At 38.3% G+C, this 25,904-nt stretch carries 23 protein-coding genes; 2 read left to right on the top strand and 21 right to left on the bottom strand.

The features are described from left to right. Nucleotides 1–4 precede the first annotated feature (4 nt). The 13 genes from ACO6FI_RS08930 to ACO6FI_RS08870 form a co-directional block, all read right to left on the bottom strand. Nucleotides 5–1,411, bottom strand: coding sequence for an undecaprenyl-phosphate glucose phosphotransferase (locus ACO6FI_RS08930; protein ID WP_485457029.1), 1,407 nt, complete (start codon nt 1,409–1,411; stop codon nt 5–7). Nucleotides 1,412–1,534: 123 nt separating this feature from the next. Beyond that, entirely contained in the window at nt 1,535–2,527 is a 993-nt protein-coding gene (locus ACO6FI_RS08925; RefSeq protein WP_485457028.1) for a glycosyltransferase family 2 protein, read from the bottom strand. Nucleotides 2,528–2,540: 13 nt separating this feature from the next. Then, on the bottom strand, nt 2,541–4,754 hold the full coding sequence (locus tag ACO6FI_RS08920; protein ID WP_485457027.1) for a glycosyltransferase family 2 protein: 2,214 nt from the start codon (nt 4,752–4,754) through the stop codon (nt 2,541–2,543). Between the two features lie 14 nt (nt 4,755–4,768). Beyond that, nucleotides 4,769–5,707, bottom strand: a complete 939-nt coding sequence (locus tag ACO6FI_RS08915) for a glycosyltransferase family 2 protein (RefSeq protein WP_485457026.1) — start codon at nt 5,705–5,707, stop codon at nt 4,769–4,771. Nucleotide 5,708: 1 nt separating this feature from the next. After that, the gene (locus ACO6FI_RS08910) at nt 5,709–6,770 is read right to left on the bottom strand and encodes a zinc-binding dehydrogenase (protein ID WP_485457025.1); all 1,062 of its coding nucleotides are present in this window, start codon (nt 6,768–6,770) and stop codon (nt 5,709–5,711) included. 175 nt (nt 6,771–6,945) lie between these two features. Beyond that, a complete protein-coding gene (locus ACO6FI_RS08905; RefSeq protein ID WP_485457024.1) occupies nt 6,946–7,827 on the bottom strand; it encodes a DegV family protein in 882 nt (293 codons plus the stop codon). A gap of 375 nt (nt 7,828–8,202) precedes the next feature. After that, on the bottom strand, nt 8,203–9,375 hold the full coding sequence (hemA, locus tag ACO6FI_RS08900) for a glutamyl-tRNA reductase (RefSeq protein ID WP_485457023.1): 1,173 nt from the start codon (nt 9,373–9,375) through the stop codon (nt 8,203–8,205). Beyond that, entirely contained in the window at nt 9,372–10,667 is a 1,296-nt protein-coding gene (hemL, locus tag ACO6FI_RS08895; RefSeq protein WP_485457022.1) for a glutamate-1-semialdehyde 2,1-aminomutase, read from the bottom strand. The genes hemA and hemL overlap by 4 nt, the downstream gene beginning before the upstream one ends. After that, nucleotides 10,648–12,141 (bottom strand): uroporphyrinogen-III C-methyltransferase, encoded by a 1,494-nt coding sequence (gene cobA / locus ACO6FI_RS08890; RefSeq protein WP_485457021.1) that lies wholly within the window; start codon nt 12,139–12,141, stop codon nt 10,648–10,650. The genes hemL and cobA overlap by 20 nt, the downstream gene beginning before the upstream one ends. Continuing rightward, entirely contained in the window at nt 12,134–13,060 is a 927-nt protein-coding gene (gene hemC, locus ACO6FI_RS08885; RefSeq protein ID WP_485457020.1) for a hydroxymethylbilane synthase, read from the bottom strand. The genes cobA and hemC overlap by 8 nt, the downstream gene beginning before the upstream one ends. Beyond that, a complete protein-coding gene (locus tag ACO6FI_RS08880) occupies nt 13,050–13,820 on the bottom strand; it encodes a sirohydrochlorin cobaltochelatase (RefSeq protein WP_485457019.1) in 771 nt (256 codons plus the stop codon). The genes hemC and ACO6FI_RS08880 overlap by 11 nt, the downstream gene beginning before the upstream one ends. Beyond that, nucleotides 13,817–14,791, bottom strand: coding sequence for a porphobilinogen synthase (gene hemB, locus ACO6FI_RS08875; protein ID WP_485457018.1), 975 nt, complete (start codon nt 14,789–14,791; stop codon nt 13,817–13,819). The genes ACO6FI_RS08880 and hemB overlap by 4 nt, the downstream gene beginning before the upstream one ends. 20 nt (nt 14,792–14,811) lie before the next feature. Next, on the bottom strand, nt 14,812–15,318 hold the full coding sequence (locus tag ACO6FI_RS08870; protein WP_298051859.1) for a precorrin-2 dehydrogenase/sirohydrochlorin ferrochelatase family protein: 507 nt from the start codon (nt 15,316–15,318) through the stop codon (nt 14,812–14,814). 402 nt (nt 15,319–15,720) lie between these two features. Here ACO6FI_RS08870 and ACO6FI_RS08865 point away from each other — a divergent pair, with 402 nt between their 5' ends. After that, nucleotides 15,721–16,683, top strand: a complete 963-nt coding sequence (locus ACO6FI_RS08865; protein WP_485457017.1) for an Rpn family recombination-promoting nuclease/putative transposase — start codon at nt 15,721–15,723, stop codon at nt 16,681–16,683. Nucleotides 16,684–16,767: 84 nt separating this feature from the next. Continuing rightward, the gene (locus tag ACO6FI_RS08860; RefSeq protein WP_485457016.1) at nt 16,768–16,977 is read left to right on the top strand and encodes a hypothetical protein; all 210 of its coding nucleotides are present in this window, start codon (nt 16,768–16,770) and stop codon (nt 16,975–16,977) included. Nucleotides 16,978–17,069: 92 nt separating this feature from the next. Here the strand turns inward: ACO6FI_RS08860 and ACO6FI_RS08855 are convergent, their stop codons facing one another. From ACO6FI_RS08855 to ACO6FI_RS08820, 8 genes are all read right to left on the bottom strand, one after another. Further along, nucleotides 17,070–17,957 (bottom strand): ribokinase, encoded by an 888-nt coding sequence (locus ACO6FI_RS08855; protein WP_485457015.1) that lies wholly within the window; start codon nt 17,955–17,957, stop codon nt 17,070–17,072. A gap of 2 nt (nt 17,958–17,959) precedes the next feature. Further along, a complete protein-coding gene (locus tag ACO6FI_RS08850; RefSeq protein WP_485457014.1) occupies nt 17,960–18,598 on the bottom strand; it encodes a dihydroxyacetone kinase subunit L in 639 nt (212 codons plus the stop codon). Between the two features lie 8 nt (nt 18,599–18,606). Next, nucleotides 18,607–19,596 (bottom strand): dihydroxyacetone kinase subunit DhaK, encoded by a 990-nt coding sequence (locus tag ACO6FI_RS08845; RefSeq protein ID WP_485457013.1) that lies wholly within the window; start codon nt 19,594–19,596, stop codon nt 18,607–18,609. 17 nt (nt 19,597–19,613) lie between these two features. After that, on the bottom strand, nt 19,614–20,705 hold the full coding sequence (mtnA, locus tag ACO6FI_RS08840; RefSeq protein ID WP_485457012.1) for an S-methyl-5-thioribose-1-phosphate isomerase: 1,092 nt from the start codon (nt 20,703–20,705) through the stop codon (nt 19,614–19,616). After that, the gene (mtnK, locus tag ACO6FI_RS08835) at nt 20,706–21,926 is read right to left on the bottom strand and encodes an S-methyl-5-thioribose kinase (protein WP_485457011.1); all 1,221 of its coding nucleotides are present in this window, start codon (nt 21,924–21,926) and stop codon (nt 20,706–20,708) included. Between the two features lie 19 nt (nt 21,927–21,945). Then, nucleotides 21,946–22,917, bottom strand: a complete 972-nt coding sequence (locus ACO6FI_RS08830) for an ABC transporter permease (RefSeq protein ID WP_485457010.1) — start codon at nt 22,915–22,917, stop codon at nt 21,946–21,948. Further along, nucleotides 22,917–24,452 carry a sugar ABC transporter ATP-binding protein gene (locus ACO6FI_RS08825; protein WP_485457009.1) on the bottom strand — a complete coding sequence of 512 codons (1,536 nt, stop codon included), beginning with the start codon at nt 24,450–24,452 and terminating at the stop codon, nt 22,917–22,919. The genes ACO6FI_RS08830 and ACO6FI_RS08825 overlap by 1 nt, the downstream gene beginning before the upstream one ends. A gap of 140 nt (nt 24,453–24,592) precedes the next feature. Then, on the bottom strand, nt 24,593–25,780 hold the full coding sequence (locus ACO6FI_RS08820) for a substrate-binding domain-containing protein (protein WP_485457008.1): 1,188 nt from the start codon (nt 25,778–25,780) through the stop codon (nt 24,593–24,595). Nucleotides 25,781–25,904 lie beyond the last annotated feature (124 nt).

The following is a 25,904-nucleotide window of genomic DNA, read 5'->3' as shown; positions in this document are numbered from 1 at the left end:
CCTGCTAATAAGCATTTTTATTTATAAATCCCTTAAATATCGTCAAAAACATTATCTTGAAATCAAAACCCAAGGTCCAGTTTTCAATATAATATAAGTCATGGTCAATTCTTTTTTGTATGGAAGTATCTCCCCTGAATCCGTTGACCTGTGCCCAACCGGTAAGCCCCGGTCTTACCTGATGTTTTATCATATAATGCGGTATCTCTTCCCTGAACTTTTCCACATAGAAAGGTCTCTCAGGCCTCGGACCCACAAGTGACATATTACCCTTTAACACATTGAAAAACTGCGGAGTCTCATCAATGCTTGTCTTTCTGATAAACCTGCCTACAGCCGTGACTCTCGGATCGTTCGGTGTAGTCCACTTTGACTTCTCCTCTGACGGCTTTTGAACAGCCATGGAGCGGAATTTATACATTTTGAAAGGTTTGTTGTGCAAACCCACTCTTTCCTGCGAATATATTATCGGTCCACCGTCTGTCAACTTTACAAGTATTGCAGTGATTAACATCACAGGTGAAAACAATATTATACCAAACAATGCCCCAAATATGTCAACAATTCTTTTTATATATGCATTGTGAAGTTCTGTAAGCGGCACATGTCTGATATTTATAACAGGAAGCCCTTGCAAATCCTCTATATAAGGAATGGTCGGTATAAAATTATTGTAATCCGGTATAAACTTTGTATGCACACCCGATTTCTCACAGTCGTTAACTATAGCTTCAAGATGCTCATACTCCTTTATACTAAGTGTAATGGCAATCTCATCAAGCACATTCATCTCTAAGATCATATGCAGATTTGCTATTGTGCCTATTACCTTAACCCCGTTGTAACAATATCCCCTTTCCTTGTGGTCATCTAAAATACCTCTGATATTGTAGCCCCACTCGGGATTTTGCTTAACTCTGTCTATATACCCTTCCGCCGCTCTTGAATACCCGATAAGCAAAACATGCTTTTGGTTGTATCCCTTCGTCCTGATGCTCATCAAAAAGCTTCTTATAAAGCTCCTCTCAAAGACCATCAGTACATTTGTAAGAATATAAAAGATGATTACCAATCTTCTTGAGAAGTGGTGCATATTCATATTCTTACCGCCAAGGTACAGTGTCAAGGTAAATATCAAAAATCCTATGGAATTGGCTTTAAAGATATTTGCTATCTCACTTCTTCTACCTGAGATTCTTTTAGGTGTATACAGTTCAAAGAATTCATACAGTATAAGAAACCCCGGTATTATAATAATCAATGCACTGAAATATACCTGTGCGGACAATGCCAGTATCGCATCATCATTGTAATACATTATAAGATAAGCTATCAAGTAGCTTGTGAATATAACAAGGGCATCCAAGAGTATATGCAGCCTATTCAGTCTCTTTTGGTTTTCTTTAATCATATATTGCTCCATATCGCACTTAAAGTGTTCGATTTCTGCCTAAATTTTGTAAAACCCTGAAACTATTTTACAACTAAAAACAAAATCATTTATTACATTTTATTTAATCTTTAGTAACAGTTCTTAACAGGTATGCCTTTTTATAAATCTGTACACATATTCAAAGGTGCCGAATATGATTTCACCCTCCAGAGCCAATATATTTGATTTCTTTATCTCACTAAAATCCACTCTGTCACATTCTTTTAAGTTTTTAAATCCTTCGATAAGTCCGCTTACATAATCTTTTATAAATCCTTTTTTTAAGAAAAATCCCATCTTTATAAATGTACCGAGTGCAAGCGGCAAAATATTGAAAGCTATCTGCAAATTGGTCATATTCTTGTATATAAGATAAATATTGTTTCTTGCGGCCAGCCTTACCTTAAATGAATTGTACTTTGACCCTGATGTGGCGCTTCCAAGGTGATATACCTTTGCAAGCGGCTCAAAACCTATGATATATCCTTTAAGTCTTGCCCTGAAGCTTAAGTCCATATCTTCAAGGTATGCAAAGTGCATTTCATCAAAGTATCCGACTTCATCCAAGATACTCTTTCTGTATATGCTGGCACCTGCGCAGGCTGAAAATACCGCTCGCTTCTTTGTAAAGTCGCTTACCTTCTCGCCTACACCTATCTGATATCCCCATCCAAGAAGTGAATATCCGTCTCCGGCATCATCCACAAGTTCCTTATTATGTGCGTTTATCATAAGCGGGTTTACCGCAAATATCTTTTCCGACTTTTCTATCGCATTCACAAGTTTTTCCACATAGTCATTAAAAACTTGCGTGTCGTTGTTTAATAAAATAATATATTTACTGTCGCTTGCAGCCAGTCCGACATTTACTCCTCCTGCAAAGCCCAAGTTTTCATCCAAGTATATCACCCTTATATTCAGATTTTTTTCATAGCTTTCCAAATCTCTTAAATACTCAAGTGAAGCATCCTTTGAGCCGTTATCTACCACCAGCACATCAAAGTTTTTATATGTCTGATCTCTCAACGACTCTATGCAATCGCCCAAAAAGGCGGCACCGTTGTAATTCGGTATTATTATTGTTACTTTACTCATATTTCTCCCATACCTACAGGTATTTTTTTATCTTCTCATCTATAAAAGGTTCACCGATCTTTTCATGTAATAAATCTCTGAGTGCAAAGTTTGACTTTCTAAGCGTGAGATTAGGATTGTAATACGGATCGCCCTCAGCCAAAATCTTCGGCCATCTCTTCATAAATATAGCAGTCTCTCTGTTGAATCTTTCAATCTTTTCAGGGCTGTCCTCAAGTCCTCTTGACTTTGATTCATAGTGATAAAACAGCGCATAAGGATTGTACACCACCAGATAATCTTTTGATCTTACCTTCATACAAAAATCAATATCGTTAAAAGCTACCGCAAGCTCCTCACTGAATCCGCCCACTTCGTTAAAGACGGATTTCTTTGTGACAAGTGCGGCTGCCGTTACGGCTGAATAATCCTGCAATGTAAGCGCTCTGTGGAAATAACTGTTTTCCACATCCGACAGTCCTATAAATGTATGACCTGCCACACCTCCGAAACCGACTACAACACCTGCATGCTGTATGGTATCATCATTGTAAAGCAGTCTTGCACCTACTATTCCCACATCTTTTCTAAATGCATACCACATCATCTCCTCTATTGATGTAGGATTTATCATTTCGATATCATTATTTAAAAAGAACAGATACTCACCGCTTGCATAGCCGACACCGAAGTTGTTGATAAGAGAATAATTAAATTCTCTCTCCCAGAAAACCACCTTGATATTGTCAAATTCCCTTTGAATCTTTCCATAGTAATCAAAAGTTTTTTTCTCTGTGGAATTGTTCTCCACAACAATAAACTCAAGGTTTTTATAGGTACTCTTTGTCACTATGGAACGAATTGCAAGGTCAAGGTCTTCACTGTGGTCCTTGTTCGGAATAATAATTGATAAAAGCGGCTGCTCTTTCATAATAAAGTACTTGTGATAGATGCCGTAGTCCACACCTTTTTCAATCTTTTCCACAGGCAGTGAATTTCCCGTTCTCTCTATATGTGCCTTTATCGCTCTTGCACCTGCCTCAAAAGCATACAACTTACTTTGAGGATTGGATGCTGTAGAGTTCATATGACATCTCCAGTGGTACAAAACCTTCGGAATATGTACGATCTTTTTTGCATTCTCGGTAACTCTGAATATAAAGTCATAGTCCTGCGCACCGTCATATGCCGCATCAAACATTCCGGCCGTATCCACAAGTTCTTTCTTTACTACAAAAAGATGGCAGATATAGTTCACACTCTCAAGCATATCAATATTGAAGTCAGGCTTAAAATGAGGATCAAACAGTGAACCGCCGTCCATATCAAGCTTATCTTCATCGGAGTACATACAGTCACATTCCGTCTCATTTATCGCCTTGGCACATTCATACAGCGCATTTTGCGTTATCACATCGTCATGGTCGGCAAGTACTATATAATCACCTGCAGCCATCTTTAGAGCTTCGTTTGTATTGCCTGCAATCCCAAGATTTTTTCCGAGCTTTTTATACTTTATCTTATTTTGTGCACTCTTTTCTTCGATATATTTTTTTATAAATTCTTCTTTATCCTTACCGCCCTCAGAGCCGTCCGCAAGGCAAACTTCAAAGTTTTGATAAGTCTGATTCATTATGGAGTCAAGCAACTCTCCAAGAAAATTGTCAGGTGTGGCATAAAGCGGCACCACTATAGAAAATAAAGGTGAGTAATCAAATTTTACATCTCTTTGTGCATTCAGTTCTTCTTTGGTAGGCTTGGTTTTTTCGTACCACTCCGCGTACTCGTAGTCATTGTCCATACCTTGAATCTTACTCTTTGACTTTCTTATAAGCGCCCTAAGACCGTTCTTTTTCATAAAGTTCATTGCAACCCTTACAGTTTCCATATTGCAAAGGTCCTTTAACTTCTCCATCCTCTTATAGGCGACACTTGAACGTTTATATATCAGTTCTTCATTGTACTTTATTCTCTTTTTTTGCTTGTCAATTGCTATCTCAAGGTAGTAGTCATCGCCCCTTCTGTAGTCAAACTTTATATCAAATCCGTAGTCCTCGTCATATACCTTGCCGAAGTATGTCTGGCTTACATCGTCTCTTCTGGTCTTTACATATTTGAAATCCACACTCTCCATCTTACTGTTGTAGACATGAAAAGAGGGCTGTGAAGTCGGCTTTTTGCCTACAACCCAACCGTTCAAAGTAATATAGTTCTCGCGTATGCGAACGTAATCCACCTTATATTTCATAAAGTACTTTCCTTTTATTCTTCAAAATTGATTCTTTCTTCTTCCACTACAAGAGGTCTGTTCATCACTCTTTGGTTTATAGTCATTATATACTCACCGACAAGTCCTATAAAGAATATCTGTATAGAACCTAAAAAAAGCATACCTATAAGAATAGGTGCCATCCCCGCCGGGAATCTGTCCCAGTATAAGAGCTTCATAATCAGATATATTACCGCTATTATCATGGACAGACCTGAGAGTATAATCCCCGCAAAGGTTGCAAGACGAAGCCCGACCTTTGTATATGCGGTAAATGAAAGCATTGCCGCATCATAAAGCTTATACAAATTATTGCTTGTCTTTCCGGCTCTCCTTTGCGGCTGGTCATATGGGATCTCTTTTCTTCTGAATCCAAGTTCCGCCACTATTCCTCTAAGGAAAGGCACAGGGTCGTCCAATTCTCTCATCACATTGATAAATGCCTTGTCGTACAGTCCGAAACCGGTAAAATGCTCTATCTGTTCCACCTCCGAAAGCTTCTTTATGGTTCTATAATAAAGGCTTCTAAGGTGATACATTATCTTATTTTCCTGACTGGATTTTTTGATTCCGATAGCTATCTTATAGCCCTCTTCCCATGCCTTTACATACTTGGGTATCATTTCCACCGGATCCTGAAAATCCGCCGCCATCAAAATAGTCGCATCTCCGCTGCTTTGCAACATTCCGTAATATGGAGAATTGAACTGTCCGAAATTCTTTGCATTGAATATACCCTTGATACCTTTGTCATTCTTACAAAGTTCTCTTATCAACTCTCTCGTTCTGTCTTTTGAATCATTGTCAATAAAAATAATCTCATATTTGTAAGCTGAAAGATCATTTTTGAATACTTCCCTTATGGCATTTGCCATAGGTACCACATTTTCTTCTTCATTATAACATGGTACCACCACACTTATTTTTTTCATTCTACCATCCTGTAAGTATCATTGTCTTTATAACATCATTACCCTTATCTTTCATAAGCTGTAATGCTTCTACCACATTTTCAAATCCTTTGAATGTATGTGTAATCATCTTGTCGGGTTCAAATCTTTTGTACTTTACCATGGATAAGAGTCTTTCCATCCTGACTCTGCCGCCTTTTCCAAGCTCCATATATATACTTTTGCCTGACATACCTCTTCCTGAAGAAAACTTCGGTATCTCCATACTTCCGTCTCCGGTAAAAAGCTTCAGATTCACAACCTTTCCGACACCATATCTTACCATATCTATCGCATCTGAAAAAGTCCTATCATTACCTCCTGCAATTATTACCACATCTGCACCCTTACCACTTGTCGCTTTAAGAACATATTCAACTATATTGTGGTCTTTGTAAGATATCACTTCACTTGCTCCGTACTCATATGCAAGAGGAATACTTGCTCCTCTGCTGCCTACCGCAATAATCCTTCCCGCACCGCGAAGCGCTGCACCGCATATTGCCATCAGACCTACACCGCCTATGCCAAGTACTGCAACAGTATCACCAAAGTTCACCCTCTCTGCACCTGTGAATCCCGTTGTTGCCATATCCGTACACATAAGTCCGCTGCCAAGGCTTACCCCTTCCGGCAAAAGTGCCAAGTTAAGATTTGCATCCGCCACTTCAAACTCTCTTGCAAAGACTCCCGGAGTGCTTCTTCCAAGTGTATTTGCACTGAAGTTTGCCCCTGCATGCAAAAGATTACCGTCCTGTATATCCTTGTCGTGAAAATTCGGAGTCATGGAAGGCACTGCCACAATATCTCCCTCCTTGAAATCTCTTACACTTTCACCTACCTTAACCACTCTTGCTACCGCTTCATGCCCCAAAATAAGATTGTCAGGTTTTTTTGAACCCGAGCCGTATACTGTATTTACATCTGATGTGCATACCGATATAGCTACCGGAGTCAGTATAGCATTGTACTCACTTTTAAGTACCGGTCTTTGTGCATCTATAATCTCGGCTCTGTTTCTTTCTACCAGTGCAAATGCTTCCATTACTTCTTTTGCCTTTTCCTTTCAAAATAATACACTTATTACTTCAATCAAATACTATTATTATATATCCTAAACGCCGATGTAACAATAGTGAGAATGCAAACAAAAAATGCTTGGACAAGTATTGAAATAAAACTTTTCAATACTGATCTAAGCATCTTTTACTTCTTAATGATTATCTTTTGTCTCCAATAAAAAATACTGCGACTGTTCCAGGACCGGTGTGTGCCCCTATTATATGACCTATCTCTTTTACTTCAACATTCCCTTTCAGATTTGGGAAACGGGCCTCAAGCATACTTGCAAGTTTTGTGGCCTCTTTTTCTGAATCTGCATGACTGATAAAACATTTTCCTGCATATCTCTTTCCGTCAACCGCCTGTACTTCCATTCTTGAAACAATGGCTTCCATAGTCTTTTTCTTGGTCTTCACTTTTTCAATCACGACCAGCTTACCCTCTCCGTCCACACACATAAGCGGACAAAAGTTAAGTGTCTTACCTATCTTATATGTAAAGTTTGTCAAGCTTTCTTCTTTCAGATAAGTAGTCAGGTCTGTTGAGAAAAACCAATGATTGATATACTTTTTTGAATTCTCCGCATAGAGCTTCAATTTGTCAATAGGCATTCCCTCGTCCCTTTTGTCCGCCAAAATGTCAATCAGCAAGCCCATGCCTGCCGATGCGGACAGAGAGTCTACTACATGTAATTGTCTTTCAGGATATTCCCCCTTTAGTTCCTTTGCTGCTGCCGTCGCGGTCAGATACGAATCGGATATACTTGATGAAAGACAAATATGCAATACATCCTTACCGTCTTCCAAAAATTTCTTAAAGTATTCCTTGTAATCTGCCATGTCGATTTGACTTGTTGTCGGATTTATACCATTTCTCATCTTCTCATAGAAATCCGATAAAGGCACGCTCTCTCCCATACTTTCATCATATATCTGTCCATCAATAGAATATGTACTGTCAATATGATGAATATCCCTACTAGAGTAATACCCGTTAGTCATATCTGCGGTGGAGCTGCATGATAAAATATAGTCCTCCATGACTATACCTCCTAACGTTTTTTTGTAACCTAACCGAATGTATTTAATATTGAAGTAGTGCTTACGTCCATTAAAAATACTTCAATATAAGGACCGGTTCACCCTTTATTTCTGTCTAACATATCAAGTCAATCTACTGTCAATTTGTGCAAATCTTTATGCATCTATATAATAACATACTTTTAAGCTATTTTTCAATATTTTATTATTTGATTTATATTTTTTATGCTATTTTTTATTTGCAAAAACTTTTCAAAAAATCTATTTTCGCTATATATATATTATTATCTGATATAATTGTATATAATGATGTTTTTTAGAGTCAAAAAAGGCCTTATATTTTAAATAAGACCTCATAAAAAATGACACAAATTTTTAACTTGAAAGCGTTTCAATCAGTGATTGTAGTGCCTCCAGACTTCCGTTATCCCTAATCTTATAAAATAGATGTTCAAGTGTCTTTCTCTCACCGATTCTTGCTATTTCTTTTTCAAGACTCTTTGTTGCATCTGAAAAGACTTTCCAATTTTCCTGAAACAGTTCCCATTTTAAGAATTTTTCAACGCCGTCTTTTGCCATCTCACTTGCTTTTTCAATACTCATCTTTTTCTTTTCATTGTTTTCCTTGGCATATTTTTTCATATCGTCCATATTGTAATAGGATATACCTTCCAAGCTTCTTATTCTCTCATCAATATCGCATGGCAGAGCCAAATCCACAAACACCTTTTTGCAGGCTTTACTTAAGTTGTTTTTTATATGCTCCATAGTCAATGTAAAATGCGGTCCGCTTGTGGAAGAGATTATAATATCCGCATCATCTACATACTTATATCTGTCATTATATTCGATTATTCTTACCTTACCCTCTGCATTCGGCGACATATCTATATTGTGGCTTCTCTTTGTGACATAAATCTGTGAAAAATCGTAGCTTAGTGCATTCTTTAACACAATGCTTCCTATCTTACCTGAAGCACCTATTATAAGCAGCTTCTTTCCTTCAAAACCTGACAATTCATCCTTTGCAACTCTTAATGCAAGAGTTGCGGTAGATACTCCGGACTTTGATATAAGAGTATCCGTCTTTATCTTCTTTGCCTCGGTAACGGCATCTCTAAAAAGAGTATTCAGGTAAAGATGTGAAGTGTTACATTTTCTTGCAAATTCTATAGCATCCTTTACCTGCCCAAGTATTTGGTCTTCTCCGATAAGCATTGAATCAAGCCCGGCACTTACCATATATAAATGGCTTACAGCACCCCTTCCGGTATAGCACAGTATATAATCTCTCAAATGTTCTATATCCCTACCTATAATATCTTCACATTTTTTTACAATAAGGCTTATCAAAGTATTGGTATTCTCTTCATGTGTACTTATATATATCTCAGTTCTGTTACAGGTCACAAGTACAGCCGCCTCATCTATAGGTTCTTCACTGCACAGTGTAAGAAGCAGTTTTTTCTTGTCCTCATCCCCAAAGGCAAAATATTCTCTCACCTTTTGCGGAGTATTCTTAAAGCTGAGACTCAGAAGTAAAATCATTCCACTCCCCCGAATCTCTTTATTACATTCAGTGTATTCTTTATATCCTCACTGTCATGTGCAGCAGATATGAAAGCCGCCTCAAACTGACTCGGCGCAATATATATACCGTTATCTCTTAAAAATCTGTAGTAACTTGCATATTTCTCAAGGTCACAGCTAAGTACATCCTCATAACAGTTCACTGATTTTGAGGTAAAGAATACAGACATCAAAGAACCTACTCTGTTTATATGTACTCTCTTTTTATCTGAATTCATTATTTTTTCAATACCTTCAGCAAGTGTTTTTGTGCTCTCATCTATATTCTTATAGATTTCAGGATGTTCAAAAAGCTCTTTCAGTGTGGCTATACCTGCAGCGGTGGCTATAGGATTGCCACTAAGTGTACCTGCCTGATACACATCACCCAAAGGGCTGATACATGCCATGATTTCTTTCTTTCCACCATAAGCTGCAAGAGGCATACCTCCGCCGACTATCTTACCGATTGTAACAATATCAGACTCTATATCATAGTACTCACAGGCACCTCCCTTTGCCAATCTGAATCCTGTTATAACCTCATCAAATATCAAAAGTGCATCATTCTCCATTGTGATTTTTCTTAAAAACTCAAGGAAACCTTCTTTTGGAGGTACTACACCCATATTTGCGGCTACCGGCTCCACTATAATTGCGGCAATCTTTCCCTTGTACTTATCAAATAATGCACTTACACTTTCAAAATCATTAAAATCCGCTACAAGAGTATCCTTTGCATAGTCACTCGGTACACCGCCGCTTGAAGAAATCGCCTCGGTAAGTACGCCGCTTCCGGCCTTTACCAAAAGCCCGTCGGAATGTCCGTGATAACATCCTGTAAACTTTATAATCAAATCCTTCTTTGTATATCCTCTTGCCAGTCTTATAGCACTCATAGTGGCCTCAGTACCTGAGTTTACAAGCCTTACCTGCTCCATAACAGGCATTGCCTCATTTATCATCTCCGCAAGAATATACTCCTTTTTTGTAGGCGCTCCGAAGCTTAATCCCTTTTTCAGCGCCTTCTTTACCTTCTCTGTTACTGTAGGATAGGCATGTCCCAATATCGCAGGTCCCCATGAACATACATAATCTATATATTCGTTGCCGTCTACATCATATATCTTTGAGCCGAGAGCCGATTTTATAAAAACAGGGTCACAGTGTACCGCTCTTGCGGCACGAACGGGAGAGTTCACCCCTCCCGGAATATATTTCTTTGATAAATCAAAATACTTTTCCGATTTTTTATAAATTTTTGATTGCATCTATTATTCCCTCTACATCATATTGCTTTGCTGTAATTATATTTTCTATACCAAGTTCTACAAGTGCCTTTGTGGTCACAGGTCCTATTGAAACCACTTTTCCTGAAAGTTCTTTTTTATCTTCAATCATTTCCACAAGAGCCTTTGCCCCGCTTGCACTTGCAACCGCCACATAGTCAAAGTTTTCTATATCCTTGTTAAGTTCAAACTTTTTCCTATAATCAATGATTGTATCATAAACAGGAATATCGCTAAAGGCGATCCCCGCACTCTTAAGTCCTTTCGGCAATACATCACTTCCAATCTTTGCCCTGAGCATAAGGACCTTACTGTCTTTATCAAGCTTCGGCAGGATTTCATCCAGGAAGCTTTTTGAATCAAATTTACTTGGAATAAAGTCGGCATTTACTCCATATTTATTCAAAGCTTCCCCGCTTCCGCTGCCTATAACGCATATCTTCTTATTATAGAGACTTCTGATATCAATACCGTATCTTTTTATCTGTTCAAAAAATATATCCACACCGTTTGAGCTGGTAAATAAAATATGTGTGGAATCATTAAGCTCAGATACAAGCTTTTCTTTTTCTATCTCTATCTCTTTGGTTACAATAAGACTCATCTCACATATATTGGCACCCGTCTCCTTAAATCTTTTTGCCATTTTTTCTACAAGCTCTCTTGTTGCAGTCAAAAGTATATTTTTACCTGAAAGCGGCAGCTTGTATTTATTAAAGAATGACAAATCCTTTTTGCATACATCACCTATTACAATCAATGCAGGCGAAACTATATTTTCTCTTTTCGCAATGTCTTCTATACTGCAAAGTTCACCTCTGAACACTCTTTGATTGTACCTTGTACCGTTTTCAACAACAGCGGCACCGATATACGGATTCATACCGTTTGAGAGCAGTCCGTTCACTATCAGCGGAAGATTGGATATTCCCATCAAAAATACAAGACTGCCGTCAATCTTTGCAATATTTTTAAAATCAAGATCAAGCGGCTCTCCCTTTTTCCTGTGCCCGGTAAAGACATGAAATGATGTCGCCTCACCTCTGAATGTAATCGGTATACCTGCATATCCAAGTCCAGCATAAAAGGAACTGACTCCATGCACTATCTCAAAATCAATTCCTCTTTCTATAAGGTATTCGGCTTCCTCACCGCCTCTGCCGAAAATATAGGGGTCACCCCCCTTTAATCTGACTACATATTCACCGCTCTCAGCGTGCTCTGCAATAGTCTCATTTATCTCATCCTGAGTCAGGTAGTGATTCCCCGATATCTTTCCTGCATAGATAAGCTTTGCGTCTAACCTAGCCTTGTTTAAAACAGTAGGATTTATCAAATTGTCATATACCAACACATCCGCATTTTGTATACATTCCAATGCTTTTAGTGTGAGCAGACTTTCATCTCCCGGCCCCACACCTACAAGTGAAACCCTTTTTACTTCTTTATTAAACATCTTTCCTCTTAAGTTTGATTGCTATTTTCTCCACTGTATCTAAAAGTTCTTTGTCATTTGTATCGGCACTTTGATATTCACCTTCAAAGTAAGCATTTATACTGTAACCTCCAGAATTCTTTTTTATATATATACCTGCGCTTGTATGACAGTCCGCCTGTAATACTCTTAAGTATCTTCTTTCAGCATTAAATAAGATATTGCAGGTCTCATCCTGTATTTTTTTTAAAACCTCTACCATATCATCAGACGCATACTGTGCACAAAGTATTCCCTGAGCCGGTGCCGGCAGTATATCAGTCTCTTTTATATCTATAATATTGACTTTCCCAAGCAGTTCTTCATATTCCGCTGCATACTTTTTATCACCCAAAAGTCTGTCAAGCCCTGCCTTAGCCAAGATAACTCCGTCGGTATCACCTGAAAATATCTTACCGATTCTTGTAAGTACATTTCCTCTTATAGGTACCAATTTTATATTATCATTTAAAAGCATGGCCTGTTCAGACCTCCTTTTTGAGCTTGTGCCTATTCTGAACCCGTAAGGCAGATCTCTTATCTCCAAATCTGTGGGACAATCATTTTTTACAACCAGTACATCTCTTACAATTCCTCTTTTTAATACAGGCATCAGCTTCAGTCTGCCGTTAAATTCAAGCGGCAAATCCTTTGCGGAATGTATCGCCAAATCTATATCACCGTTTATAAGCGCTTCTTCAAGCTCCTTTGTAAACAGTCCCTTTCCTCCTATTTCCTGCAAAGAGATATCAAGCCTCTTATCTCCGAGTGTGTTCATAGGAATATATTCTATTTTTATATGGGGGAAGCTATTTTTTATAGCATCCCCCACCAATTCGGTCTGTGCAAGTGCCAAAGCACTTTTCCTGGTACCGATTCTTATTATTTCTTTATGAAACATATTTCGCCTCATCAGCATGTTTTAGTATAAGCCTTCTGACAAAATCATACTCTCCAAGACCCTTAAGCTCATAGTCTACATTCTTGTTCATCTCTTCAAGTATACTCTTAAAGCTCTCTTCATCACCTGCCATATCATTCTTTGCGTGATCTCCCGCCACTATCATAAACGGAGACAAATGCACAGTTTTATATCCTGACAGATGTGGAAGTACATCCTCAAGATACGGATAACCTTCTACACAGGCTATGTAAATATCATCTCTGCCGCATTCTGCAAATCTGTTTCTGAGTAACTCATATATTTTGTTTGACTCATGGTCCGATCCGTGCCCCATCAAAAGATAGGCCGCTCCGTCTTCCTTTTCATATAGTGAATCAAGCTCTTTTACAAGATATTCAAAGTCTTCATCACTTTCAAGTAACGCATTACCCATCCTTATCCTTGAAAATTTATCCTTATATGAAGCCGCCACTTCTTTGACCTTATTGTTTTCAATCCCGTCCATGATATGAGTGCTTATAATAAGCAAATCCTCGACCCCAAGCTCAAGAGCCTCTTCCATAGCTTCTTTTATATCATTGATATGAACTCTATGTCTCTTTTTTAACTTTGCCCTTATAATATCGCTGGTCCAAGCTCTTAATATAATGCTGTCTTTATATGTGTTTTTGATGTCATTTTCAATTACATCTATTGTCTTTTTTCTTGTGTCTTCATGTGTTGTTCCAAAACTTGCAACTATTACTCCTTTTTTCAACCTATTAACCCCTTATCTATACATTTTGCCAGTTCTTTAGCGTAGTATGTGATATATATATCGGCTCCCGCTCTAAACGCCGAGACTGCCATCTCACACATTATTTTCTCTTCATCTATAAAGCCGTTTTTTGCTGCGGACTTCACCATAGCATATTCTCCGCTTACAGAGTATGCAGCCACCGGAATATCCGTTATTTCCTTTACCTTTGCCACAACATCCAAAAAGCTCATGGCAGGCTTTACCATAACTATATCTGCACCTTCTTCCACATCGTCATAAACTTCTTTCAATGCTTCTCTTATATTGTGAACATCCATCTGATATGTCTTTCTGTCTCCAAATGCAGGTGCGGAATCCGCCGCCGCTCTGAAAGGTCCGTAAAATGCTGAAGCATATTTTGCAGAATATGACATTATCGGTATATTCTTATACCCGTTTGCATCAAGCAGCTCTCTAATCTCACCCACTCTTCCGTCCATCATATCTGAAGGCGCCACCATATCGGCTCCCGCCTCCACCTGTGACAGTGCAATCTTTGCAATGTACTTTATAGTGGTATCATTGTCAACATCATGTCCTTTTAATATTCCGCAATGTCCATGTGAAGTGTACTCACACATACATACGTCACCTATCACATATATATCAGGATAGTTCTTCTTTATATATCTGACAGCTTCCTGTACAATGCCGTGATCATGATACGCTTCACTTCCCACCTCGTCTTTATGTTTTGGTATACCGAAGAGAATCACGGATTTCACTCCCGCATCAAGCAGTTCTTTTATAACACCGTCACATCTGTCTATACTCATGCGATACTGCCCCGGCATGGACTCTATCTCTTCGAAGATATTCTCTCCCTCTTCAAAAAACATAGGATAAATAAGCGAATCCTTACTTATTCTGGTCTCCCTGACCATACTTCTGATATTTGCATTTGCTCTTAATCTTCTGGTTCTAAACATATCTCTCCTCTTATATAATATCAGTCAAATTTTTCTGCGTTAGGATCTTCTTCCAGTTCTTTCTTGCATCTGCTGACCACATCTTTTATATTGTATCTGATTTCACTTGCAACCCTTCTTGCCAATCTGTGATTGCTTCCTGATGATGTCACTCCTATTACCATCTCTTCTTCTGTCACAATTCCCGGAAAATAAAAATCACAGTTTTTATAGTTGGACGCATCATTTACCATAATTCCTGCCTTATTACAATCCCAAACTATTTTCTCATTGAGTTCTTTATTATCTGTTGCTGCAATAACATAGTCAACTTCCTCTACATCGGTACTGTCATAAGCTCTTTCTTTCAAAATAAGCTTATCATCCTGTTGGTCCATAATAGTTGCCGCTATTGTCTTTGCTACAACTATTATCTTGCAGCCGAACTCTTTAAGCTTCAGAATTCTTCTGACCGCTATATTGCCTGCTCCGACTACCAAAAAAGTCTTGTCACTTATGTCAATAAACAACGGAAAATACTTTGCCATATTCGCCTCCTCTTACATAAAAACCTACCAAACCCTGTGGCAAAAAACACTGCATATATTATAACATATTCTTATATATTTTTTGATAGAAATATGAACTCCAATCACTTATGTTTATCAAAAAAGGTATAAAGTAATCTCATTTAAAAACAAGGTGCTTTAACATTTAATTCAGCATCAAAATATTAAAAGCTTATCCGATAATTGTGTATTACCTACATATTTTATCACTTATTTTTATACACGATGTCAATTGTTTATGATTTCAAACTTTGCTACAATCAAAGTACTTATTCTTATATGTTCGTGATTTTATTCTATATACTTTCTGTTCGTATATTCTAAATTTCACAGGGGACATGGATTCTAAAAAATTTCTTTGTTATAATAGAAAGGAGAAATATGCAAGAAAAAGATATTACTCAAAAAATGCTTGAACACTACAATGACGTCTTTGCAGACATTGTAAATGTATTACTGTTTAACGGTAAGCGCATTGTTAAGGAAAACTCTTTAATTGACACGCCTACAGTCAGCTCACTTAAGATGGACAGGCGTATACACCATCAGAACAGAGATGTATCAAAGTATTGGCAGCACAATAAGATAAACATTGCTATGATGGGCTTTGAAAACCAAACATCTCCCAACAAGCTGATGCCTTTTAGAGTTATCAGTTATGACGGTGCCGAATACGGCAGGCAAGCCAACAAAAAGCATGCTGATGAAGATAATTATCCTGTAATCACATTGGTACTGTACTTTGGCTACTCACAAAGATGGAACTATCCCAAAAACATCTTGGGGCTGTTAAATGTAGACGACCGCTTAAAGCCGTTTGTCAGTGACTACAATATCAATGTTTTTGAAATCGCCTTCCTCAATGAAGAAAAGCGAAAGCTGTTCAAAAGTGACTTTAGGGTATTGGTCGATTATCTTTATCAAGTGAGGACCAACCACAACTATAATCCTGAAAAATATTTTGTACAGCATATGCAGGAAGTTTTAGACTTAATGTCTGCTATGACCGGTGACACGATTTTTGAAAAATCAATTAAAAATACTAAAATAAAGGAGGCTCATTATATGTGCGATGTTATTCATGCTATGATAGACGAAGGTGTTGAAAGAGGGATTCAAGAAGGCCTTCAAAGGGGAATCCAAGAAGGAATTCAAAAAGGAAAGCTGGAAGGGATTCAAGAAGGTATCCAAAAGGGCAAGCTGGAAGGGGCTAACATTGTAAGCCGTCTATATGAAATCTTGCTTAATGAAGGCAGTATGGACAAGCTTAAAAGAGCTACCAAGGATGAAGCCTACAGATACGAGCTCTTAAAAGAGTATGATTTATTGAAAGACTTCAGCTGATATACCACTAAAAACTTTTTTACTTATATTTACAATCAATTACTTTAAAGTTCTACAATACTAAATGCAAAGGAGCATCTCTATATGTTCGAATATAATACAAACAATGATTTTGAAACAAGCAGAAAATACGGATTCAGTAGTCGCATTATAAAAGATGAAAATATATATAAACATATTGTAAACAAGCTCTATGAAATATTACTTGCCGAATGCAGCTTTGAGAAATTAAAAAAAGCTGTGGGAGATGAAGAGTATCGAGATATATTATTGAAAGAGTACCATCTCATATAATTTTACATAACATCAAACTTCCTATCGCTTTAATAATTTTACTTACTGCCGAGATTTCAAAGTCTCGGCAGTATTTCATTAGATCTAAAATTTTATTTTTCACAAACCTCTTTTGCAAACGGAATACTTGGTGAGGCTCCTTTTCTACTGACTGTTATGCTTGCAGCCTTTGAGGCTTGTTTGAGTGCTTTTGATACATCTTTACCTACAACCAGACCTGCTATAAAATAACCTGTGAAGGTATCGCCTGCTGCCGTAGTGTCAACCACATCAGCCTTATATATTTCCTGTCTTATCTTCTGTGTCTTGTCCACATATACAGAGCCCTTCTCTCCCAATGTGAGCACTATCTTGGTGTTTGGGAATCTTTTTGTCAATTTATCTACAAGTTCATCTTCATCTGTGCAAGCAGCTCTGAGTATATCAAAAGCTTCTATCTCGTTGAGTATCAGATAATCCACCTTCCCCAAGTCACATTCAAATATCTTTTCATTTAGAGGTGAGGGATTTAAGATAATGCTCATCCCCTTAGCTGCTCCCTCATCTATAATAAATGCAAGATTGCTCACCTCGTTTTGAAGCAAAAGTATATCTCCTCTATCAAAATCATTTAATACCTCTTTGATAAATTCAACTCCTATATTTTGATTTGCTCCACCATATAAAAGTATGCAATTATTGCCTGCTCTGTTTTTTTGTATAATGGCATGTCCTGATGACATATCATATTTTTTTATATATGATATATCGGCACCTACGCTTTTTAGTGCCTCCAAAAGCATAGATCCGTCCGCACTTCCGACCGCTCCGGCATGGTATACTTTAACACCTGCCTTTGCCAAGGCTACAGACTGGTTGAGCCCCTTTCCGCCACAAAATACATTCATGTCTGTTGAGGATATAGTCTCTCCCTCTCTCACGAAATGGTCTACATCATATACATAATCCAGATTTAGTGAACCGAAATTAAGTACCTTCATTATCAACTCTTACTTTCTAAAAATAAACATACTCCCTTTACCATCAGATATCCTGCTAGTGCACCCTGATCTGCAATGCCCTTTGCTTTAGCGGAAAATACCGCAGCCTTGCCAAACTTAGGCAACATATCTTTTGTAGCTTCAACACCTTCATTTGCACCCTTTAGTGCTGCGCTTGCTACATCAAGTAAACTTCCATCCGCTGCTTCTTTTGCTCTCTCACCTGCCACTACAAGTGCATCGTATATTGTTCTGTCTCCCGCTTCGCATTTTCCTCTTTTTTTGATTCCTGCTGCAAAGCTTTCAAAATACAATGCCAAATCTTTGGCATCTATTTTATCCTTTTCATTTAATGACTTGCCGGCTTCCATTATACCGCTTGCCATCAATGTACCCATAGTGGACGGTACCACTGAAGCCATCTTCATGCCTGCCTTAAACAATGTCTTTCCCACATTATTTTCTACCGTATTTTCTCTGATAAGATCAGGCATTGCACTATAGCCCTTACTCATAGTAAGCCCAAGATCACCGTCACCCATATTTGCATCCATTGCACATAGCTCATCTTTTTTTTCGACAAACACCTTAGCTATAGACTCAAATAATTCCGGAAGATCCTCTATTCTAATCTCTGTCATAACTGCTCCTATAATCTGATAAATGGAGTCTTTACTTCCATATCAAGCCAAGCCTTTTCCTTGTCACTGTTTAACTTACAAATAGATATGGATGCACCCGCCATCTCCATACTTGTTGCATACTCGCCTACAAATGTTTTATAGATCTTTATACCTTTTGAAGCCAATATTTCACTCACTTCTCCGGAAAGTATATAAAGCTCCTCAATACTGCTTGCGCCAAGTCCGTTTATAAGTACTGCAACTTCATCGCCGTTTCCGATTTCTATATCATCAAGGATTTCTCCGACCGCCTCATCTGCAAGTTCTTTTGCACTCTTTATATCTCCGTTCCAAACTCCCGGTTCACCGTGAATTCCCATACCGAATGCCATTTCATTCTCTGCCAAAGAGAAATTGGCATGTCCAAGCTCAGGTATAACACATGGTGTTAATGCAAATCCTACGGTTCTTGTATTTTGCTTAGCTGTATTTGCCGCCTCATATACTTCATCAAGGCTTCCCATATGTGCCGCTGCCGCACCTGCATACTTATACATAAAGAATATGCCTGCAACACCTCTTCTGGTTTCAGGAAGCTTATTTGAAAGTACATCATCGGCACCTACAATGCTTCTGGTCTTGATATCATCCATCTCAAGCATTTCAGCCGCCATATCAAAGTTCATTATATCTCCGGTATAATTTCCGTATAGATAGAGTATTCCGCTTCCCGCTTCCACTTCCTTTGATATCTCATATATCTGCTCTGCCGAAGGTGATTGGAAAACGCTTCCCACACCGCAGCCGTCAAGTAAGTTTTCACCCACATATCCGAGGAATAGCGGTAAATGTCCTGTACCGCCACCTGTAACTATTGCCACCTTTCCCGGTTTCTTATCTGCTATACAATAGCATCTGAGGTCGTCTGCCACATATTTAACCTGCTTATGTGCACTATAAATGCCTTTTAACATATCATCTGTATAATTCTCAGGAACATTGATTATCTTCTTCATATTTTCTCCTATCTGTACTAAAGTCCCAATTCCTTAAATGCTTTATCAAAAGGATATTTACAAATACCTTTTTCGGTAATAATACCTGTTATAAGAGAGTGATCGGTAACATCAAATGCCGGATTATATACACCTATATTCTCAGGTGCCATTCTCTCTTTATACCACATATCTGTAATCTCTTCCCCGTCTCTTATCTCTATAGGGATGTCCTTATCACTTTCAGCCTTCATATCAATAGTTGATGTAGGTGCACATACATAGAAAGGAATGCCGTAATGCTTTGCTATAATAGCGAGTCCGGATGTTCCGATCTTGTTTGCCGCATCACCATTTCTTGCCACTCTGTCACAACCTACAAATATAATATCTATCTTACCCGATTTCATTAAAATAGATGCCATATTGTCACATTGCAGTGTAGTCTTTATTCCGGCATTGCTAAGCTCAAATGCTGTAAGTCTTGCACCCTGCAAAAGAGGTCTGGTCTCATCACAGTACACATGCATATCGTCACCGCTAAATCCGTTTTCAAGTGCCATATACATCGGTGCTGTCGCTGTACCGTACTTTGCTGTTGCCAATGTTCCGGCATTGCAGTGAGTCATTATACCGATCTCTTTGCCGTTTCTTTTAAGCTTTTTTAAAAGCTTAAATCCCAAGGCTCCTATTCCACGGCTTATTTCAACATCCTCATTTCTGATATCCTCAGCTTCTTTAAATAAAGCTTCCTTTATCTCATCAATGCTTTTTTCTTTATTTGCTTTCAGGGCATCTTCCATTCTGTTAAGTGCCCAAAAAAGATTTACTGCTGTAGGCCTGGAAGAGGCAAAATACTCTTTTAATTCCAAAAACTCTTTCTCAAAATCAGCATAGTTGTCTGCCTCTATCTGTGAAGCCGTCTTTGCAATACCATATGCCGCACATACTCCTATTGCAGGAGCCCCACGTACTCTAAGCTTCTTTATAGCTTCCCAGATTTCTTCCTTTGTATTTAAGTTTATTCTCTTTATCTCTCCCGGCAGAAGGGTTTGGTCAATAATATTCAGTTCTCCACCTTCTGTCATCTTCACTGAGATTATATTGTCAAAAAATTCTTCAATACCCATTTATAACTCCTCTGCCAAAGCTTTGCACTTTAGTATAGTGTCTACATAATCTTTACCACATTTAAAGCTGTCCGCTTTCAAAATAAACTCCTTACCTGCCAAAATATTTATTCTTTCAGCCACAAGTCTCTTTTTCTCATCTTCAATTGTAGTTACATCGGTAACATTGGCCATTCCTACAGTTCTTCTGTGAAGCTCCGTTCCGGTAAATCCTGCCGTATCTCTAAGAATACCGTTTAAATAATATTCTTTAAAGCCTTCTACCATTGCCATCGGCTCACTTACCCACTCATCATAATATTTATTATACTTTTCTATGAATAAATCTATGACCTCTTCCACCGATTTTAATATCCAGTCAGTGAACTCTTTCTTTCCGTAAGCAAGTCCGTTGTCATAAGCAAAAATAAGATTTGCTATAACATTTCCAATATCATATCCACAAGGTCCAAGTATACCGAACTCCGGATCAAATACTTTTAAACCGTCTTCTTTTATAAAAATAGAACCTGTATGTAAATCACCATGTATCAATGCCTGTGCATTTGTCATGAAATTGAATTTAAGCTTTGCAACTTCAAAATGCAATGTCTTATCCTCATAAAGCTCCTTCTTTACAAAGTCTGCATTTGGAGGAAAAACATTATTTCTATGATTGAGGTCATTGTATGGCTCCATAAAAACCAACTTTTCCGTAATATCACAAAGATCAGGTGAAACAAGCTTCCCTCCGATTACCTTCTTCTCTTTATGGTCTATTACCACATCACTGCTCTTTAGTAATGTCTCTATCAAAAAGTCCGTTATCTTTTCTGTAAAATGAGGATATATTTTATGCTCAAGCATTGCCTGACGCATTACCAAAAAGTCTGAACAGTCCTCCATACCGCAGGCACACATCACAGTATCATAAAAATAAATATATGGTACCATTCCGCTTGCAAATTTTTCCTGTAACATTAAAATCTCCGATTCCAACCTGTTTCTGTCTCTGGAAGGCTTCATATCCTTTGAGATTCTTGTTTCGGTACCTGCCTGCTTTATATAAATCGAATGTCCCTTATCATCCGTCACTCTGTAGACATAGTTTAAATTTCCATGTTCTTTAGGTATAACAGCCTTCATGCTGTCCTTATCCCAGTCTATAGATGTTGCTTTTAATAAAGTATACTCAACTATATCCTTTTCTTCCATCTGAAAATATGTGTCAAATCTACTCATACTGACTCCCTTTTATATATTATTCTCTCTTATATGCATATGCCGCTATAAGTGCCAAAGCAAGTACCGCACCCTTTACCGCCGGCAATACAAAGAAAGGTACTGCACAGATAGTAAGTCCGTTTTCAAGTGTTGATACAAGCATTGAGCCTATCATTGTTCCAAGAGCATTAGGTTTTTCAGCACCACCAACAGTTCTTCCAACGAAAACTGCCGCAAGTGAAGGCATCAAGTAGTTGTCACAGCACATAACCTGTGCAGAACTTCCTCTTGATGAAACTAAAATACCTCCGATAGCTATAAATACAGCAGTTATCATACCTGCTACATATCTGTATTTCTTAATATCAATACCTGAAAGTTTTGCGGCCTCCTTATTTCCACCCATTGCATACAAATATCTGCCAAACTTTGTAAAATCAAGGAAGATATATGCGGCAAGCACACAGCCAAGCATAATGATAATGATCCAAGGCGCTCTTCCTATCGCTGAGAATGAATCTGAAAGAGCTATTCTAAGAGGTTCCGCATTCCAAGGTGTTCTCATACCCGTAGATACCGCACCACCTCCTATATACCACTGTCCAAGTCCCTGATGCACAAACATCAAAGCACAGGTTGCAAGCATATCCGGTATCTTACATACCAGAATAAGGAACATGGTAAGCTGATACAAAACCAAAGTTGTCACTATAGTTATTACTACCGACATAAACAGTGACTGACCGAACCAAAGGTATGACGATACAAACGCATAAGCTGAACAGCTTCCCAAAGTACCGGCCGACATATCAAATCCGTCAGGTGCCATGGTAATTGTAGCCGCAATACCGAATACCGTAGTTATTGCCATCGCTCTTAGAATATTTACCATATTGCTCTGAGACATGAATGCACCGCCCTTAATTGCTGTAAATACTATGAAACATAGAACAAGTGCCAGGATAGCAGCCCAATCTATACCAAACTTTATTAATTTTTTGCGTTCCATCAAACTACCTCCTCTTGACTTTGCTTACCACCTACGCTGTAAAACATTATTTCATCTTCATTTGTATTCTTTGTAACAAGTTCCGCACTTATACCGCCGTTGTACATTACATAAATTCTGTCTGTGAGGGCCAAAAGCTCTTGGTTCTCACAAGTTGCATATATAACCGCATTACCTTTTTTAGCTATCTCATGGATAAGATCAAAAATATCCTGCTTTGCACCTACATCAACTCCCTTTGTCGGCTCATCAAATATATAAAGTTTGCAATCTGCAGCCAGCCATTTTCCTACAGCAACCTTTTGCTGATTTCCGCCTGAAAGTTTCTTGACAAGCTGTCTTGGACTCGGTGTTGATACATTAAGGCTCCGGATATAGCTCTTTGCATTATCTGTTACCTTTTTCTTGTCTATGAAAGACAATTTACAAAACTTTTCCAAGGATGCCGCGGATAAATTAAAGCTTACACTCTCTTCTACAAGTACACCTTCTTTTCTTCTCTCCTCAGGTACCAGTGCTATTTTATTTTTAACTGCAAGTGCAGGATTTTTTAGATTCAGTTCTTTACCGTTTAAAATAATTTTTCCGGTACTCTTATATGCTCCGAAAAGAGTTTTACAAAGTTCGGACTTACCCGCTCCGACAAGCCCTGCTATACCAAGTATTTCACCTTTTCTGACATGTAAATTTATATCCTTTATTCTTCCGTTGATTTCGCTCAAATTCTCTGTTTTAAAAATAGTGTCACCTATCGGAATCTCTTCTCTTTTGTATGCCTCCTCAAAGGTTCTTCCAAGCATAAGTTCTACTATTTCCTTTGTGGTAGTTGACTCGCCTATAGGATATGTACCGATCAACTTTCCGTTTCTCATTACCGTATAACTTTCACATATTTCCAGTATCTCGTTTAATCTATGGGAAATAAACAGTATTGCTATATTCTCCGTTTTGTGTAAATGCTCAACAACTTCAAAAAGCTCTTTTGTCTCCTGATTACTAAGCGGAGCCGTCGGCTCATCAAGTATCAGGAAATTACACTTTCTTCTAATCGCCTTTGCTATAAGTACCATCTGCTTATCTGCAAGTGAAAGCTTCGAAACCAGATCCCTTTCATTTATCCTTTCCTTGCTGATATGAAGTCTGTCAAGAGCTTTTCTGCCCTCTTTATAAACCTCACTCCAGTTTAAGATAGCATTTCCCTTATCCATTACCAAATCGCCCTGAATGATATTCTCAGCTACGGTGAGGTTTGGAAACAGCGCAGTATCTACTTCCTGATACACTATCTGAACACCGCATTTTTTTGCATCTACAGGAGTTCTAAGCTCCACATCTTTATCATTTAATAATACTTCTCCGGTGTATGTAGGATTGGCACCTGATAATACCTTCATAAGTGTGGACTTTCCGGCACCATTTGCTCCTACAACAGCCCTTATCTCTCCCGTACTTACCTCAAAGTTTATATCCTCTAAGGCCTTTACTCCCGGGAATTCTATCGACACATTTTTTGTGCTTAACTTTATTCTGTCCATAATCATCCAATCTAAAACGGGTGAGTCATCAAAATTTCAATGACTTTTAAAAATAAAAGTAAATGTATCTGATAAACTCACCTCATTCATTAATTTTATAAGTCGCTACTGTTTAGCAGCCTTATATTTACATACCCTTATTATTTGTGTAAAAGATCCTTCGGCATCCAATCCGCTTCTGAGAGATAGTTAAGATTACCATAAGTTTCTCCTGCTACATTTCCAAGATTCTCTACATTTGAATCTGTCTTTAAATCTGATGCCTTAATAGCCGTACCCGGAACCTCTACAACATCAACTCCCATTTTTCCTGTTGCCGGATCATAAATCTTGTCATACTCTCCTGCCATCTCAAGTAAAAGAAGTCTCATAGCGATCTCACCGTTTAGTGTCCAGTCTGTAGTTCCCGCCGCTGTCCATATGTCAGGTCTTGTCTGCATATTTGTAATATCTACAGGGTCGATGTCTACCGATGCCATAGGAAGTGCATCGCCGTTCTTACCGTTCATATTGTCGTTCTCGATAAGTGCATTATATACACCCTGTCCGTACATATCGTAGTATGCAACAACGCCGTCAACATCTTCTCTCTTTAAACTCTGAAGATAAGCTGCCGTCACAGTATTTGCAGAGTCCACAGAATCTTGTAAAGGCTGTACCTCACCTACAGTTACGATCTTTCCCGCCTTCTCATATTCCTTCCAGCCTTCTTCTCTTCTGTCAAACGGACTGTTGTAGTTAGGACCTCTCCATACCTTTACAAGTCTTACACCCTCACCGTACTTTGCTATCATCTCATCCAGAAGAACAGTCACCAAAGATTTATCCTGCTGGAACATCTGAGTAACACCGTCAAGTTTTTTATACTCACCGTCCGCATAGAACTGTGTATCGAATGTAACGATTTTTAAATCCTTGTACTCATCCAAGATACCCTTTAAGAATACATATGAACCGTCCTGGTTTCCATGGCTGACAATAAGTCCGTCATAACCTGCAGATGCACATGTTCTTATAGTGTCCTGCCACTTGTTAAAGTCACCGTCACAGAAGAAGAAATCAAACTGTACTCCAAGCTTATCACATAGCTTCTTACACGAATCCTTCCACATCTGGAAGATAGTAGCTGAAGGCATTATCATAATATATGCAACCTTCTTACCTGCAACAGGATTGCTTGCATCAGCCACCTTAGTATCCTCGGCCTTTGACTCAGCCACACTTGCAGTAGTAGACTCCGCACTCTTAGAACCACCACATGCCATAAGTGAACCGCTCACCATCGCTCCAATCAATAAAGCACTCACAAATTTCTTGATATTTCTCATATACCCTCCTTGTTTACTAAATATTTAACAAATCAAGAACTATTATTTATATAAACAATAATATGTTTATGTATAAAAGTCAATACAATATATTATCTTCTACCTATTGAACAATTTTACTCAA

It is taken from the genome of Lachnoanaerobaculum sp. (genome assembly GCF_057250505.1).
Note: the sequence above shows the minus strand (reverse complement) of the source record. Positions and strands in the feature narration are given on the sequence as shown.

What these genes read in the sequence shown, in the direction of transcription:
- ACO6FI_RS08870 (WP_298051859.1), bottom strand. Translation starts at nt 15,318, where the DNA reads ATGGCAAAGTATTTTCCGTTGTTTATTGACATAAGTGACAAGACTTTT.
- ACO6FI_RS08855 (WP_485457015.1), bottom strand. Translation starts at nt 17,957, where the DNA reads ATGAAGGTACTTAATTTCGGTTCACTAAATCTGGATTATGTATATGAT.
- ACO6FI_RS08930 (WP_485457029.1), bottom strand. Translation starts at nt 1,411, where the DNA reads ATGATTAAAGAAAACCAAAAGAGACTGAATAGGCTGCATATACTCTTG.
- mtnA (WP_485457012.1), bottom strand. Translation starts at nt 20,705, where the DNA reads ATGGGTATTGAAGAATTTTTTGACAATATAATCTCAGTGAAGATGACA.
- ACO6FI_RS08905 (WP_485457024.1), bottom strand. Translation starts at nt 7,827, where the DNA reads ATGGAGGACTATATTTTATCATGCAGCTCCACCGCAGATATGACTAAC.
- ACO6FI_RS08910 (WP_485457025.1), bottom strand. Translation starts at nt 6,770, where the DNA reads ATGGAAGCATTTGCACTGGTAGAAAGAAACAGAGCCGAGATTATAGAT.
- ACO6FI_RS08865 (WP_485457017.1), top strand. Translation starts at nt 15,721, where the DNA reads ATGCAAGAAAAAGATATTACTCAAAAAATGCTTGAACACTACAATGAC.
- ACO6FI_RS08845 (WP_485457013.1), bottom strand. Translation starts at nt 19,596, where the DNA reads ATGAAGAAGATAATCAATGTTCCTGAGAATTATACAGATGATATGTTA.
- hemA (WP_485457023.1), bottom strand. Translation starts at nt 9,375, where the DNA reads ATGATTTTACTTCTGAGTCTCAGCTTTAAGAATACTCCGCAAAAGGTG.
- ACO6FI_RS08820 (WP_485457008.1), bottom strand. Translation starts at nt 25,780, where the DNA reads ATGAGAAATATCAAGAAATTTGTGAGTGCTTTATTGATTGGAGCGATG.
- hemB (WP_485457018.1), bottom strand. Translation starts at nt 14,791, where the DNA reads ATGTTTAGAACCAGAAGATTAAGAGCAAATGCAAATATCAGAAGTATG.
- hemL (WP_485457022.1), bottom strand. Translation starts at nt 10,667, where the DNA reads ATGCAATCAAAAATTTATAAAAAATCGGAAAAGTATTTTGATTTATCA.
- ACO6FI_RS08860 (WP_485457016.1), top strand. Translation starts at nt 16,768, where the DNA reads ATGTTCGAATATAATACAAACAATGATTTTGAAACAAGCAGAAAATAC.
- ACO6FI_RS08825 (WP_485457009.1), bottom strand. Translation starts at nt 24,452, where the DNA reads ATGGACAGAATAAAGTTAAGCACAAAAAATGTGTCGATAGAATTCCCG.
- cobA (WP_485457021.1), bottom strand. Translation starts at nt 12,141, where the DNA reads ATGTTTAATAAAGAAGTAAAAAGGGTTTCACTTGTAGGTGTGGGGCCG.
- ACO6FI_RS08920 (WP_485457027.1), bottom strand. Translation starts at nt 4,754, where the DNA reads ATGAAATATAAGGTGGATTACGTTCGCATACGCGAGAACTATATTACT.
- ACO6FI_RS08850 (WP_485457014.1), bottom strand. Translation starts at nt 18,598, where the DNA reads ATGACAGAGATTAGAATAGAGGATCTTCCGGAATTATTTGAGTCTATA.
- ACO6FI_RS08915 (WP_485457026.1), bottom strand. Translation starts at nt 5,707, where the DNA reads ATGAAAAAAATAAGTGTGGTGGTACCATGTTATAATGAAGAAGAAAAT.
- ACO6FI_RS08830 (WP_485457010.1), bottom strand. Translation starts at nt 22,917, where the DNA reads ATGGAACGCAAAAAATTAATAAAGTTTGGTATAGATTGGGCTGCTATC.
- mtnK (WP_485457011.1), bottom strand. Translation starts at nt 21,926, where the DNA reads ATGAGTAGATTTGACACATATTTTCAGATGGAAGAAAAGGATATAGTT.
- ACO6FI_RS08925 (WP_485457028.1), bottom strand. Translation starts at nt 2,527, where the DNA reads ATGAGTAAAGTAACAATAATAATACCGAATTACAACGGTGCCGCCTTT.
- hemC (WP_485457020.1), bottom strand. Translation starts at nt 13,060, where the DNA reads ATGTTTCATAAAGAAATAATAAGAATCGGTACCAGGAAAAGTGCTTTG.